This window comes from Archangium sp., from assembly GCF_036277355.1.
GTDB lineage: Bacteria > Myxococcota > Myxococcia > Myxococcales > Myxococcaceae > Archangium.
This window is the reverse complement of record NZ_DASUNC010000136.1, coordinates 29,430-45,154: the sequence shown is the minus strand read 5'-3', so window position 1 is coordinate 45,154 and position 15,725 is coordinate 29,430. Positions and strand designations below refer to the sequence as shown.

The following is a 15,725-nucleotide window of genomic DNA, read 5'->3' as shown; positions in this document are numbered from 1 at the left end:
GAGTCCATCCGCAAGCGGGATGGAAAGTTGACGACCGAGCCGAAGCCGGAGAAGTGAGAGGCACCAGCGTCGCTCCGCTCCGATGATCGGCTTCGCCCGGAACTGGTGATCGGCTTGAGCCGGAATCGGTGATCGGCTTCGTCCGGAACAAGTGATCGCAATGGCCGGAATACGCAGTATGCGTCACGCCGCGTCATCCACGGTGAGCAGTGGGATGCCGCGCTTCTTCAGTTCGGGAGCGCGGCGCCCCCTGCGAGTAAAGGCCCCCTACTGACTCAACTCCCTCTTGATGCGCTCTAGTACTGCGTTGGGACGCCCCATGAAGGCATCAAGCAGACGTCTTTCGACACCGTGCGGTTCCCAAACAGTCGCTGGCTCGAGCCCGATACATTCTTCGGGGGTCGCCTCTCTCGAATTGCCGAGGGTGTCGAAAATCCAACAACGCCGGAGTGGGCCCACTTCCATTCTGAATTGGACAATGGGTTGCGTCAGGCGCTCCTCAATCTCTCTCCACCCAATGAGCTCCCATGACTTCGGGTAGGGATGCTTGACCATGATCCTGAAGAGAACGGGCTCGGATGCGATCCTGTCCAGGTCCGAGTCTGGACTGGTGGTCCTGTGATTGTAGAAGGCATCAAAATGCAATTCGAGAACCCTTCCATAGCCGAAGGAGCCGTCTGGGAGGGGAATTCTCCAAAATGAACCTGGCTTATGCGTTGGCTGCATGCCCTAGTACCCTGTGTAACGGTGAAGTTCGCCCCAGCGAATCGTGGCAGCATCATGAAGCCGTCTGCCCCGAGGGTTGTCTTTTGACACTGCGCGCACGATGTTCTCGGTTCGATGGGGCTTGCCAGTGTCGGACTGGGCGCCTCCACTGAAGTCTATCAGTTGCTGCTCTCTTCCGCGAATCCGCCAATACGCAGGGTCATCATACCTCTGAGCGTAGTCGATGGCGGCTCCAACGTCGAACACATCAAGTTGTGCATCATCGAATGAAACACCCCTCGGCTCTTGGTTCTCGTCAATGTGATGATTCCTGTCTCGGAGCCTGATGGCCAACTGTGCCTGGAGGTCAAGGGGCAGGCTGAGGTCAACGACCATGCTGGTCCGGCCAGAGTAGTAGAGGTTGGTTGCCTCATTGAACTTTCTGTAGGCCGCATAGAGACGGCCGCGTTTCTTTTTGCTTTCTCTGGCGGATTCCGTATCTGGCCACTCACTGGGCGGAGCGCGGGGAGAAGACACCGACTCAGGTTGGGGCGTGGGCGCGCTTGTCTCTACTGACACCGTGCCATCAGGCGCATGGTGAATGAGGATCTCCATCTCGATGGTGCTCGGAGTCGCAGAGTCCTTTGGGGAATACCGGCCTTGAACCCATCCAGAAACATCTCCGAAGTGCGTGCCGTAGAACTTGTCCGCGACGTCGATAGGGGTCTGCTCACCGTCCACAACCGCTTTGATGGTGAAGCAAAGCAGCAGAACACTGCCTGCGGCCGCGGCGACCGCGCCACTCGTCACCAGGGATTCTCCTACCGCAGCGCCAGTGCCTGCTCCTGCCGCGGTCGTGCCGCCTTGCGGCACCGGGCGAAGCATGCCGCGGGGGACCCCATCTCCTGTGCCTCCGCCCGGAATCCCTCGCAGCGGTGGCCGGGAAGGGAGAAGTGGAGCCGTCGGCTGCCTCGCTCCCGGCGCAGGCACGGCGGCAGATGCTCCACCTTGTTCTGCCTTCTCGAAGCCGCTGCTCGGGACGTAGACGCAGTACCTTGTCTGTGCAGTGGCAGGGAGAGCGCTCCGGGGTGCGCTACTGCACCCCACGAGCAACATGCATGTCAGCAAAGCCACCCCTCTGGGCACTCGGCGCCTCCTGGCATGGGCTCAGCTCGCGAAGAGCCCCTCGCGGTATTACAGGGAGGCGGAGCGTGCCGTTCAAGACTCCGTAGCACGGCATGAGGGAAGGGCGGCCTGTGCAGCCGGGGGCGGTGCCTTCTTTCACTCCCCACTCACTCCGAGCACCGCGCGCAGCCGTGCCGCCATGGCGTCCACCTGCGGCGGGTGGATGCTCCCGACGTGGCTTCCCGGCAGGGGCACCAGGTCCAGTTGCTCCCGCTTCACGTACTGGTCCCAGCCGAGCGTCTCGTCGCGGATGGAGCGGGACTCCTCGCTGGTGAAGAGCATCACCCGGCCGTGGAGCGCCGGCACCGTCCAGCGCTGCACCTGGGGCACCAGCACCTCGCCGAGCACGTGCCACACGCGCGCCAGGTGCTTGCCGTCGAAGTGCGGCGCCACGACTCCGGCGTCACGGGCCCGCTCGGCCACCCGCTCCCATTGGGCGGCGAGGCTCATCCCGGCCAGCTCGCCCTCCAGCGTCTCGTCCAGCACGCCGAACTCCTGCGCCATCAGCCGCACGCCCTCCATCTGCTGGGGCGCGTGCGTGGCGAGCGCCGTGAAGGTGTCCAGCAGCGCCAGCAACTCCACCTTCTCCCCCGCCGCCTCGAGTGCCGCCGCCACGCCGAACGCCGCGCAGCCTCCGTATGAATAGCCGAGCAACCGGTACGGCCCGTGCGGCTGCACCGCGCGGATGTCCTTCACGTACGAGGCGATGCGCTCGTCGAAGGTGGCGAAGGGACGCGCCGCCAGCGTCTCCGGTGCCTGGATGCCGAAGTGGCGGAACTTCCGGCCCAGCCGCTTGATGAGCGGGTAGTAGTGGTGCAGCTCTCCGTCTCCCGCGTGCAGGAAGAAGAGCGCCGGGGCGTCCTCCGGCGTCTCCGCTCCCGACAGGTGCACGATGCTCGTGGGCGGCGGTCCGGCTTCCAGTTGCTCGCGCAGGGCCTCCGCCGTCTCACGCAGCACCGGGTACTGGAACAGCGTGGCCAGCGGCACCGGGATGCCGAACTCCTCTTCCAACCGTCCCAGCAGGCGCATCGCCAGCAGCGAGTCGCCGCCGAGCTCGAAGAAGTTGTCTCCGGCGTTGACCTCGGGCCGCTGCAGCACTTCCTTCCACAAACGCTGGAGCGCCATCTCCAGCGTGGAGCGGATGGGCATCTCCAGGGTTCCCATCGCCGGGGTCTCGGCGGGGGCCGGGGCCGTGGGGGCCGCTGCCTCCGGAGCCGGCAGCGCCTTGCGGTCCACCTTGCCGTTGTTGTTGACCGGCAGCCGCTCCATCACGACGAAGGACGCGGGCACCATGTACGTGGGCAGTAGCGCCGCCACGTGCGCGCGCAGTGCCTCCGCCCGCACCGCCGATGGGGCCTGCACCCAGGCGCACAGCTGCTGCATCCCCGTGGCTCCCGTGCGCGCCATCACCACCGCCTCCTCCACCTTGGGGAAACGCCGCAGGCACGTCTCGATCTCCGACAGCTCGATGCGGAAGCCGCGGATCTTCACCTGGTGGTCCGCCCGCCCCAGGAAGCGCAGGCGTCCATCCGGCTGCAGCCGCGCCAGGTCCCCCGTGCTGTACATGCGCGCACCGGGCTCGTGGGAGAACGGATCCGGCATGAAGCGCTCGGCCGTCATGTCCGGCGCGCTCAGGTAGCCGCGCGAGAGCGCCGCCCCGCCGATGTACACCTTGCCCGGCAGGCCCGGCAGCACCGGCTCCAGGTGCTCGTCGAGCAGGTAGACGCGCACGCGCGGAATGGGCCGGCCAATCGGGAACGTCGGCGCCGTGCCCACGCCCTCGGCACCCGGGATGTCACACGTGGCCGAGGTGATGGTGCACTCGGTGGGCCCGTACACGTTGACCCACGGGGCATGCGCGCCTCCCACGCGCACCCAGGACTCGAACGTCTCGCGCTTGAGCACGTCTCCGCCCGGCGCCAGCAGGTGCAGCTTCGCCGGCACGCGCTGGCCCTGCGCCTCCATCTCGCGCACCCACTCCTCGATGTACGTGGGCGGCAGGCTGATGACCGTGATGCCTTCCTGCTCCAGGTAGGGCGTCATCGCGTGCGCCGGCACGAGCCCGCTGCGCATCACCACCGTGGCTCCCACCACCAGCGGCGGGTACAGGTCCTCGGCGGCCGCGTCGAAGCTCAGCGGGGCGAACTGCAGCATCCGGTCTCCCGGCCGCAGCCCGAAGCGCTTCGCGATGGCCACGTTGTGGTTCACCACCGAGCGGTGCTCCACCATCACGCCCTTGGGCTCACCCGTCGAGCCCGAGGTGAAGATCATGTACGCCAGCTGCGCGTCGGATACCTCGCGAGGCCCGGGGACGAGCTCGCCCGGGACGTGCCCGGGCTGCTCGGGGACTTCCACCACGGGGGCGTAGTCGTCGTGCGTCTCCATCGCCTCCGCGTCCACCCAGAGGCGGCGCACGCCGGCCCGCTCCAGCACCGCGCGCTTGCGAGGCTCCGGCCAGCCCGGATCCAACGGGACATAGGTGCCGCCCGCCTTGAGGATGCCCAGCAGCACGGCCATGGCCTGCGCGGTGGGCTCCATCATCACGCCCACCCGGTCCTCGGGCCGCAGCCCCTGCGCGACGAGCCGGGCCGCCAGCAGGTTGGCGCGGGCGTTGAGCTCGGCGTAGCTCCAGGTGGTGGTGTGGTGGGCCACCGCGGGCGCGTCCGGCGAGCGGCGCACCTGGGCCTCGAAGAGCGTGTGGATGCACGCCCCGGCCGGGATGTCCTGAGGCCCGCCGTCGAGCGCCGCCAGCACCCGCGCCCGCTGCGCGGAGGACAGGAGCGACAGCCGGGACAGCGCCACGTCCGGGGCTCGCACCGCCTCGGAGAAGAGCTGCTCGAAGGCGCGGGCCATGCGCTCGGCCGTCTCCGGCGTGAAGAGCGCGCTGTCGGTGGCGATGACGCCGGAGGTGGGGCCCTCGGGCTTCTCCACCAGATGCAGCACCACGTCGTACGCCGGGATGATGCTCTCTCCCTCCAGCGTGGACACGCCGAGCCCCTCGAAGGCCGGAGCCCCGAGCGTGTCCAGCAGCAGCAGTGCCTGGGCCAGCGGCGGCGCCGAGCGGTCCGCGTCCGGGTGGACGGCGTCCGCGATGCGCTTGAAGGGCACCTCCTGGTGGGCGGTGGCGTGGACCACGGTGCCGTGCGCCCGCTTCAGGAGCGCGCGGAAGGAGGGCTCGCCCGAGACATCGGTGCACAGCGGCACCACGTTGGCGAAGTAGCCCACCAGCCGCTCCGTGCCCGGCAGCAGGCGGCCCGAGAAGGGCGAGGCCACCACCACGCTCGACTGGGCGCTCAGCCGGTGCAGCCACGCCTGCATGAGCGCGAGCATCGCGGTGAAGGTGGACACGCCCTCCTGCCGGGCCAGGGCCTTGAGTGCGGCCACGTCTCCAGTGCGCAGGGACAGCCGCACCGGCCGCATGTTGGCGTTGAGCGCGGGCGCCCGGCGCGGGAAGTCGAGCGGCAGATCCAACACCGGCGGCGCGTCCGCCAGCGCCCGCTTCCAGGACTCGAGGCCCTCGTCGAGCCGGCGGAGCTGCTCGGGCCGGCGCTGCCAGAGCGCGAAGTCCGCGTACTGCACGGCCGCGGGAGGCAGCAGCGAGGGCTGTCCGGCGATCGCCGCGCGGTACGCCTCCGCCCACTCACCCAGCAGGGCCTGCAGGCCCATGCCGTCCAGCACGAGGTGGCTCACCGCCGTGACGAGCACATGCCGCGTGCCCGCCTCGTCCAGCCGCACCAGCTCGAAGCGGTACAGCGGTCCCCGGAGTGCGTCGAAGGGCTGGTGGTCGTGCCGCGTCGCGATGGCGCTCGCCGCCTTGCGCGCCTCCTCGGGCGGCAGGTGCGAGAGGTCCGTCCGCGTGAGCACCGGAGCGCTCCTCGGGTTCACCTGGGCGAAGACGGTCCCCGCCTCCTGGGTGAAGGTGGTCCGCAGCGTGTCGTCTCGGTCCACCACGGCCTCGAGCGCCGCTTCCAGCTTCGCGACGTCGAGCGGGCCCTCGAGCACGAGCGCGGACACCACCACGAAGGGCGGGGCCTCGGGCAGTTGCAGCGCGTACCAGAGCCGCTCCTGCACCAGCGAGGCCGGGAGGCGCGCGGGACGCTGTCCGGACGGCTTCCACTCCGCTTCCCGACGGGGCTCGCTGCCGAGCAGGGCCGCCAGTCCCGCGACGGTGGGCGAGGCGAAGAAGGACGCGAGGGGCAGCTCGGCACCGAGGGCCTGGCGCACGCGCACCACCAGCCGGGTGGCGCTCAGCGAGTGGCCGCCGAGGCGGAAGAAGTCCTCGTCGCGGTGCACCGTGTCCACACCCAGCACCTGGCAGAAGAGCTGAGCGAGCAGCTCCTCCACGGGCCCGCGCGGTGGCTCACCCGTGGGCCGGGCCTCGGAGGCGTCCAGGGGCAGGGCCTCCAGGGCCTTGCGGTCCACCTTGCCGTTGGCGTTGAGGGGCAGGGCCTCCCGCGTGACGAAGCGGGAGGGCACCATGTACGCGGGCAGCGAGCGCGCCAGGGCCCGGGCGAGCGCGGTGCTCTCCACTCCGGGCCCGGCGGGAACCACCCAGGCCACGAGCTGCTTCTCTCCGCCGTGGAGCTCGCGTGCCAGCACGGCGGCGTCGCGCACCTCGGGCAGGGCGAGGAGGGCGGCTTCGAGCTCCGCCAGCTCGATGCGCACGCCGCGCACCTTCACCTGGAAGTCGGCGCGGGTGACGAACTCCAGCAGGCCATCGGCGCGCAGCCGGGCGAGGTCTCCCGTGCGGTAGAGCCGCTCTCCGGGCCGGGCACTGAAGGGGTGCGGCACGAAGCGCTCGGCGGTCCACTCGGGACGGCCGAGGTAGCCGCGGCCCACGCCCGCTCCGCCGATGAACAGCTCGCCCACCACGCCCACGGGCACGGGCCGCAGGGACTCGTCGAGGACGTACGTCTCCAGGTTGGCGCGGGGCGTGCCGATGGGCGTGCTGCCTCCCGTAGGAGCCGTGCGCAGGAGGTGCATCGTGGTGGTGTCCGTGCACTCGGCCGGCCCGTACACGTTGCCGAAGGACACCGCCGGGTAGCGCTCCAGCCAGGTGCGGCACAGCGCGGGCGGAAGCGCCTGCCCACCGATGAGCATCCACCGCAGGCGGCGGAACGTGGGCGCGTGGGCGGCGTCGCCCTCCTCCAGGATGGACTGGAGGACGGACGGCACCAGCTCGAGGAAGGTGGCGCCACAGGCGTCCAGCTCCGCGGCCATACGCGGCGGCTCGCGGACCACCTCGTCGTCGACGACGTACGTGGAGCCGCCGAAGGAGAAGGCCCCGAGCATCTGCCAGACGGAGATGTCGAAGCCCATGCTCGCCGTCTGGGACAGCCTGTCCTCCGGCGTGAGGCCCAGGTCCTCCTGCTTCCCGAGCGCATGGTTGAGCAGGCTCCGGTGGTCGATCATCACGCCCTTGGGCGTGCCGGTGGAGCCCGAGGTGAAGACGACGTAGGCGAGGTTGCCGGGCGTGGCGCGGCGGGGCAGGGGCTCGGGGCTCTCGGCGTCGAGTCCCTCCAGGGAGAGCACGCGAGGACGCCGCGCCTCGGGGAGGAGGGCCAACGCCTCGGAGAGCAGCTCACTGGTGCCGCCGAGCGGAAGGACGAAGGGCGCACGGCTCTCGGACAGCAACTGCGCGATGCGAGCGGCGGGCAGTTGTGCGTCGAGCGGCAGGTAGGCACCCCCGGCCTTGTGGAGGGACAGGACGGCGCGGATGAGCCCCTCGGTGCGAGGAGCGAGGACGGCCACGAGCTGCTCGGGACCGACGCCCTGGGACACCAGCCGCCGGGCGGCGCGATTGGTGTGGGCCTCGAGGTCTCCATACGTCCACTGTCCGCCTCGGAATGCGAGCGCCACGCGCTGGGGCGCGGTGCGGGCGTGGGACGAGAAGCGCTCGTGGATGCAGGTGTCCAGGGGCCAGTCGCGCGTGGCGCCGCGGGCGGCGTGGAGGACGTCCTGGCGCTCCTCGGGCGTGAGCAGGGGCAGCGTGTCGAGCCGCGCGTGGGGCTCGCGCAGCGCGTGGGTGAGGAGCTGGACGTAGTGGCCCAGCAGGCGCTTCAGGGTGCCGGCCTCGAAGAGCTCGGTGCTGTAGCGGATGGCGAGCTGGTAGCCATCGGGGCCCTCGAGGATGCCGAGGGAGAAGTCGAGCGGGCTGCTCGCGGACTCCACCGTGAGGGGGCGGCCCTGGAGGCCCGGGAGCGCATCGGCGAGGGCGTGCTCCACCCGGTTCAGGTCGAACAGCACCTGGAAGAGGGGCGAGTGGCTCGGCGTGCGCGGGACGTCGAGCGTCTGCACGAGGCGCTCGAAGGGAACGTCCTGGTGGGAGATGGCCTCCAGGGTGGTGGCACGCACCTGGGAGAGCAGCTCGGCGAAGGAGGCGGAGGGCTGGAGGCGGGTGCGCAGCACCAGGGTGTTGACGAGCAGGCCGACGGTGTCCTCGGTGGCCGGGTGCGAGCGGCCCGAGACGGGCGTGCCGACGCAGAAGTCCGTCTGCTGGGAGTAGCGGTGGAGGAGTGTGGCGAACGCCGCGTACAGCACCATGAAGGGCGTGGCCTGGTGCTGGCGGCAGAAGGCGCGCAGGGCGTGGACGAGCTCGGAGGGGAGCGCCTGGTGGCCCGTGAAGCCGCCCTGATGCGAGAGCACGGCGGGACGGGGCTTGTCGGTGGGGAGCCGCAACAGTCCCGGCGCGCCCGTGAGCTGGCGCTTCCAGTACTGGAGCTGGGCTTCCTCGCGCGCACGCACGGGCGCGGTGCGCTGCCACGCGGCGATGTCGCTGGAGTCCAGGCGCACCGGTGCCAGCGAGGGCGTGCGGCCCTGGCCGAGCGTCCGGTACGCCTCGGCCAGCTCGCGCACGAGGATGTCCAGGGACAGGCCATCCACCAGCAGGTGGTGGAAGACGAGCAGCAGCACGTGGCGCTCGGGGCCCGTGCGCAGCAGCCGGAAGCGGTAGAGCGGGCCCTCGTCCATGGAGAAGGGCCGGTGCACCTCCTCGCGCAGCCAGTGGGCGAGCCGTTGCGGCGTGGCGGCTCCGTTCCACTCCTCGGCGAGCAGGAGCCGGCCGGGCAGCGGCTGGAGGACGGGCTGGGGCTGTCCCTCGCGGGACGGCACGGCCAGCCGCAGCACGGGGTGACGCTCCAACAGCCAGCGCAGCGCCGCCTCCAGCGTGTCCTCGTCCAGCGGGCCCGTCAGCTCGACGGCCTCGGGGATGTGGTAGGCGCCGGAGTCCGGGTGGAGCTGCTGGATGAACCACATCCGCTCCTGCGAGAAGGACAGCAGCGGCGGAGCGCCCGCGGGGCGGGGCGTGGGGGCGGGGAGATCCTCGGCGGCGGTGCCCCGGAGCTTCGACAGCGCGCGCGCCAGTCCCGCGATGGACGGAGCGGAGAAGAAGGCGGCCAGGGGCAGCTCGGCGCCGAAGGCCTGACGGATGCGGGCCACCAGCCGGGTGGCGCTCAGCGAGTGGCCGCCCAGCTCGAAGAAGTCGTCGTCGCGGTGCACCTTCTCCACGCCCAGCACCTGGCAGAAGAGCTGGCCGAGCAGCTCCTCCACGGGGCCTCGCGGGGCCTCGCCCGAGGGGGCTGCCTCGCTGGCGTCCACCGGCAGGGCGAGCAGCGCCTTGCGGTCTACCTTGCCGCTCGTGGTGAAGGGCAGCTCGGGCAGCGAGACGAAGCGCGAGGGCACCATCGCCTCGGGCAGCGACGCGGAGAGCCCCTCGCGGAGACGGGTCACCTCGCGGGCCGCGTCTCCCTCCAGCACGAGGAAGGCCTCCAGCCGCGCGTCCTTCTGGCTGCCGCGCACCACCACGGCCGCCTTGCGCACGCCGGGCTGGCGCAGGAGGGCGGCTTCCACTTCCTCCAGCTCGATGCGCACGCCGCGCACCTTCACCTGGAAGTCCGTGCGGCCCAGGAAGCTCAGCGTCCCATCCTCGTTCCACCGGACGCGGTCGCCCGTGCGGTACAGGCGGGCGCCGGGGTCACCGGAGAGGGCATCGGGCACGAAGCGCTCGGCCGTGAGCTCCGGGCGCTCGCGGTAGCCGCGCCCCAGGGGCGTGCCGCCGATGAACAGCTCACCGGGCACACCGGGAGGAACGGGCTCGCCGCGCGCATCGAGCACGTAGATGCGGCAGCGGTCCAGCGGGCGTCCCAGGCGCACGGGCTCGCCGAGCCGCATGCGTCCCGCGACGACGTTGATGCTCGTCTCCGTGGGGCCGTACGTGTTGACCAGCTTCGTCCGCGTCAGCGCGAGCTGGCGTACCAATGGGTCGGGCAGCACCTCGCCGCCGGTGACGAGCACCTTCAGCGAGCGGAAGGCCTCCAGCGCACCGGGCTCCTCCAGCGCGGTGGCCAGCGAGGAGGGCGTGATGACGACGTGCGTGACGCCGTGCTGGACCAGGTCGCGCCCCAGCCCGAGCGGGCCCACCTCGCGCAGCACGGTGCGCGCGCCGCGGGTGATGCTGAAGAGCAGCTCCTCCAGGTGGATGTCGAACGAGAGGCTTCCGGAGGAGGCCCAGCAGTCACCCGGCTGCGTCTCGTAATACGGATCGAAGGCCGCGAAGCAGTGGACGACGTTGCGGTGGGTCAGCTCCACGCCCTTGGGCTCACCCGTCGAGCCGGACGTATAGAGGAGGTAGGCGAGGTTCTCGGGGCGGGCCCTCGGCCAGGGCGTGGAGGACGGGAGCACCGTCTGGCGCACGGCCACCGGATCCACCATGGGCACGCCTATCTCCACGCCGTCGAACAGCGCGGGCCGGGAGACGACGAGCCGTGCACGGGCCTGCCGCAGCAGCGCGGCGCGGCGGCTCGCGGGATGCGAGGCCTCCAACGGGAGACACCCGGCGCCGCTCATGAAGATGGCCAGCAGCGACACCACCGCGTCGAGCGAGCGCTCCAGGCACAGGCCCACCACGGTCTCGGGCCGGGCGCCCGCGGCCACCAGGTGCGCCGCGAGCCGCGAGGCCCGCTCGGACAGCTCGCGGAAGGTGAGCGTGCCCTCGGGGGCCACCACCGCCGGAGCGCCCGGGGTGCGCGCCACCTGGGCCTCGAAGAGCGAGGCGATCGTCGCCTCGATGTCGAAGGGCCGCGCGGTGTCGTTGAAGGTGAACAGCACCTGTTCGCGCTCGGCGGGGGACAGCAGCGGCAGGGCCTCCACGGCCGTCCGGGGCTCGGCCACGGCGTGCCCCAGCAGGCGCAGGTAGTGCTCCAGCATGCGTTGCACGGTGCCGGCCTCGAAGAGGTCGGTGCTGTACTGGATGAAGAGCTCGTAGCCCTCGGGGCGCTCGACGACGCTGAGGGACAGGTCCAACAGGCTGCTGAGCAGCTCCTGCTTCAGCGAGCGCGTCTGGAGGTTCGTGAAGGCCCCGGCCAGCGGGTTGTCCACCCGGTTGAGGTCGAACATCACCTGGATGAGGGGCGAGTGGCTGGGCGTCCGGTCCACGCCGAGCGCGCCGACGAGGCGCTCGAAGGGGACGTCCTGGTGGGAGATGGCCTCCAGGGTGGTGGCGCGCACCTGGGAGAGCAGCTCGGCGAAGGAGGTGGACGGCCCGATGCGGGTGCGCAGCACCAGGGTGTTGACGAGCAGGCCGACGACGTCCTCGGTGGCGGGGTGGGATCGGCCCGAGGAGGGGATGCCGACGCAGAAGTCCTCCTGGCCGCTGTAGCGGTGGAGGAGCGAGGCGAAGGCCGCGTACAGCACCATGAAGGGAGTCACCTGGTGCTGGCGGCAGAAGGCGAGCAGCGCCTGGGAGAGCGCGGGAGGCAGCGGGTGGTATCCGACGAAGCCGCCGCGGTGCGACAGCACGGCCGGGCGGGGCTTGTCGGTGGGGAGCTGCAGCAGGCCCGGGGCGTCCTCGAGCTGGCGCTTCCAGTAGCCGAGCTGCGTCTCCTCGCGGGCGAGCACGGGCGCGGTGCGCTGCCACGCGGCCACGTCGGCGTGCTGGAGGCGCACGGGCGGGAGCGCGGGTTGCTGGCGCTGGTGGAAGGCGGACCACGCCTCGGCCAGCTCTCGCAGCAGGAGGTTGAGGGACAGGCCATCCACCAGCAGGTGGTGGAACACGAGCAGCAGCACGTGGTGCTCGGGGCCGAGCTTCAACAGCCAGAAGCGGTAGAGGGCGCCGGCCTCCAGCGAGAAGGGCTGGTGCACCTCACCGCGCAGCCGCGAGGCCAGCCGCTCCCGGGCGTCGGGCAGTCCCTCGAGGGACTCGACGCGCAGGGGCTCCTGGGGCACGGGCAGGACGACGGGGTGGGGCTGTCCCTCGCGAGACGGGATGAACAGGCGGAGCACCGGGTAGCGCTCCAGCAGCCAGCGCAGCGACTGGCGCAGGGCCTCGAGGTCCAGGGGGCCCGTGAGCTCGATGGCCTCGGGGGTGTGGTAGGCGCTGGAGTCCGGCTGGAGCTGCTGGATGAACCACAGCCGCTCCTGCGCGGAGGACAGCACGGGAGGCGAGCCCTCCGGACGCGGCGTGGGGGCGGGGAGGCCCTGGGCGCTGGTGCCCTGGAGCTGGGACAGCTCGCGCGCCAGTCCCGCGACGGTGGGCGAGGCGAAGAAGGCGGGGAGCGGCAGCTCGGCGTCGAAGGACTGGCGGATGCGGGCCACCAGGCGGGTGGCGCTCAGCGAGTGTCCGCCGAGGTGGAAGAAGTTGTCCTCGCGGTGCACCTTCTCCACGCCGAGCACCTGGCGGAAGAGCTGAGCGAGCAGCTCCTCCACGGGCCCGCGCGGCGGCTCCCCGGAGGACTGGGACTCGGCGGAGTCGAGGGGCAGGGCCTCCAGGGCCTTGCGGTCCACCTTGCCGTTGGCGTTGAGGGGCAGGGCCTCCAGCAGGAGGAAGCGGGAGGGCACCATGTACCCGGGCAGCGAGCGCGCCAGGGCCTGCTGCAGGGACGCGGGGCTGGTGCCGGCCCGGGCCGGGGCCACGAAGGCCACGAGGAGCTTCTCGCCAGGGCGCACCTCGCGGGCCAGCACGGCGGCCTCGCGCACCTCGGGGAGCGCCTGGAGCGCGGCGTCCACCTCGGCCAGCTCGATGCGCACGCCGCGCACCTTCACCTGGAAGTCGGCGCGGGTGACGAACTCGAAGAGCCCATCCGCGCGCAGCCGGGCGAGGTCTCCGGTGCGGTAGAGCCGCTCTCCGGGCCGGGTGCTCAGCGGATGCGGCACGAAACGCTCGGCGGTCCACTCGGGATGATCCAGGTAGCCGCGGCCCACGCCCACGCCGCCGATGAAGATCTCTCCCACCACGCCCACGGGCACGGGCTGGAAGGCCTCGTCGAGGAGGTACACCTCCAGGTTGGCCTTGGGCGTGCCGATGGGCGACCAGGTGCCCGCCGGGGCCTCGTGCGGCGTGCGCATGTAGTGGTGCGTGGCGGTGTCGGTGCACTCGGCCGGGCCGTAGGCGTGCACCATCCCGATGTGCGGGAAGCGCGCGAACCAGGTGCGGCACAGCGAGGACGGGAGCGCCTGTCCGCCGAGGAGCTGCCAGCGCAGACGGCCGAGGCTGTGCACGTTGGCGGCCTCGAGCTCCTCCAGGAAGTTCTGGAAGACGGGCGGCACCATCTGGTGGACGGTGGAGCCGGCCTCCACGAGGGCCGCGGCCAGCTTCAGGGGCTCGCGGATGACGTCGTCGTCGAAGACGTAGGTGCCGCCGCCGAAGCACAGCGGGCCGATCATCTGCCAGATGGAGATGTCGAAGCCCATGCCCGCGGTCTGGGACAGGACGTCGTCCGGGGTGAGGGCGAGGTCCTCCTGGAGCCACAGGGCGTGGTTGAGCATGCCCCGGTGGTCGCACATGACGCCCTTGGGCGTGCCGGTGGAGCCGGAGGTGAAGACGACGTAGGCGAGGTTGTCCGGCGTGGCGCGGCGGGGCAGGGGCTCGGGGCTCTCGGAGTCCAGCGCCTCCAGCGACAGTACATGGGGCCGCTGCGTTTCGGGGAGGAGCGCCAGGGCCTCGGAGAGCAGGGCCCCGGTGTCACCGAGCGGAAGCACGAAGGGCGCGCGGCTCTCGGCGAGCAACTGGGCGACGCGGGCGGCGGGCAGTTGCGCGTCGAGCGGCAGGTAGGCGCCGCCGGCCTTGTGGACGGAGATGAGGGCGCGAATCAGGCCCTCGGAGCGAGGGCTGAGGACGGCGACGATGCGCTCGGGGCCGACGCCGTGGGACACCATGCGGTGGGCGGCGCGGTTGGTGTGGACCTCGAGCTCCCCATACGTCCACCGGCCTCCGCGGAAGGCGAGCGCCACGCGTTGGGGCGCGGTGCGGGCGTGGAGCGGCAGGTACTCGTGGAGGCAGGTGTCCAGGGACCAGTCGCGCGTGGAGGGGCGGGCGTGGTGGAGGACGGCCTGGCGCTCCTCGGGCGTGAGCAGTTGCAGCGTGTCCAGCCGGGCCTGGGGCTCGCGCAGCGCGTGGGTGAGGAGCTGGACGTAGTGGCCCCGCATCCGCTCCACGGTGGCGGGGGTGAACAGGTCCTCGCAGTAGCGCAGGAAGACGTTGAAGCCGCGGCTGCTCTCGTAGACGGAGAGGGACAGGTCGAACTGGCAGGCGCGGGTGTCCACGCGCACCGGCCGCGTCTGGAGTCCCGAGGCGGAGAGCGCATCCGCCAGCGAGTGCTCCACGCGGTACAGGTCGAACATCACCTGGAAGAGGGGCGTGTGGCTGAGGCTGCGCTCGGCGCCCAGGGCGCTGACGAGCCGCTCGAAGGGAACGTCCTGGTGGGCGAGCGCCTCCAGGGTGGTGGTGCGCACCTGGGCCAGCAGGGAGGAGAAGGTGCTGGAGGGCGCGACGCGGGTGCGCAGCACCAGGGTGTTGACGAAGAGGCCGACGAGCCCCTCGACGGACGGGTGGGTGCGGCCGGAGACGGGCGTGCCGACGCAGAAGTCCGTCTGCTGCGAGTAGCGGTGGAGCAGCGCGGAGAACGCCGCTTGGAACACCATGAAGGGGGAGACCTGGCGCTCGCGGCAGAAGGCGCGGACGGACTCGGTGAGCGCGGCGGGCAGCGGGAGCAGCGGTGTTTCCGCGCCGCGGGTGGAGCGGATGGCGGGCCGGGGCAGATCCATGGGCAGCTGCAGCAGGGCCTGCGCGTCCGCGAGCTGGCGCTTCCAGTAGTCCAGCAGCTCGGTCTCGCGGGCGGAGACGGCGGGCAGCCGCTGCCACGCGGCGAAGTCGGAGTACTCGATGGCCACCGGAGGCAGCCGGGGCTCCTGCTGGCGGGCGAGCGCGGCATGCACCTCGCCCAGCTCGCGCATCAGCACGTTGATGGACCAGCCGTCGAAGACGATGTGGTGGACCACCAGCAGCAGGACATGCCGCCGCGGGGACACGCGGAACAGGCGGAAGCGGTAAAGCGGGCCGTGCTCCAGGTCGAAGGAGCGCGTGGCCTCCTCGCGCAGGCGGCGGGAGATGCGTGCCTCGAGCCCCTCACCGTCCGCCTCGGGCGCGAGCTCCTCCACCTCCAGCACGCGCGCGGGCACGTCCTGGAAGGCGAGCCGGGGAAGGCCCTCGGAGGTGGGGAAGGTGGCGCGCAGGGCCGTGTGCCGCGCGAGCAGGTGACGCAGCGCCGCGTCGAGCACGCCCGCGTCCACGGTGCCGTTCAGCTCGGCGGCCTCGGGCACGTTGTAGGTGGCGGCACCGGGCTGGAGCTGGTGCAGGAACCACATGCGCTCCTGCGCGAAGGACGGAACGGGGGCCTCGTCCGCGGGGCGCCGCACGGGCCCCGTCGCGAGCGTCAGGTCACCGGTGCCCGGGGTGCCGGCGCCCGGAGCGGCGGGGGGATTGCCTCGCTCCAGGAGCTGCTTGAGCAGCGCGCGCTTCTCGGCGGAGGACAGGGCATCGAGGTTCTTCGGGGAGGCCATGG

At 71.4% G+C, this 15,725-nt stretch carries 3 protein-coding genes; all 3 read right to left on the bottom strand.

From position 1 onward, the window contains the following. Positions 1 to 267 precede the first annotated feature (267 nt). On the bottom strand, positions 268 to 726 hold the full coding sequence (locus tag VFZ09_RS32730; protein WP_329731654.1) for an immunity 26/phosphotriesterase HocA family protein: 459 nt from the start codon (positions 724 to 726) through the stop codon (positions 268 to 270). A 3-nt stretch (positions 727 to 729) separates the two neighbouring features. After that, a complete protein-coding gene (locus tag VFZ09_RS32725) occupies positions 730 to 1,515 on the bottom strand; it encodes a hypothetical protein (RefSeq protein WP_329731653.1) in 786 nt (261 codons plus the stop codon). A gap of 471 nt (positions 1,516 to 1,986) precedes the next feature. Beyond that, positions 1,987 to 15,723: a non-ribosomal peptide synthetase gene (locus VFZ09_RS32720; protein WP_329731652.1), complete on the bottom strand. Its 13,737-nt coding sequence runs from the start codon at positions 15,721 to 15,723 to the stop codon at positions 1,987 to 1,989. Positions 15,724 to 15,725: the final 2 nt, after the last annotated feature.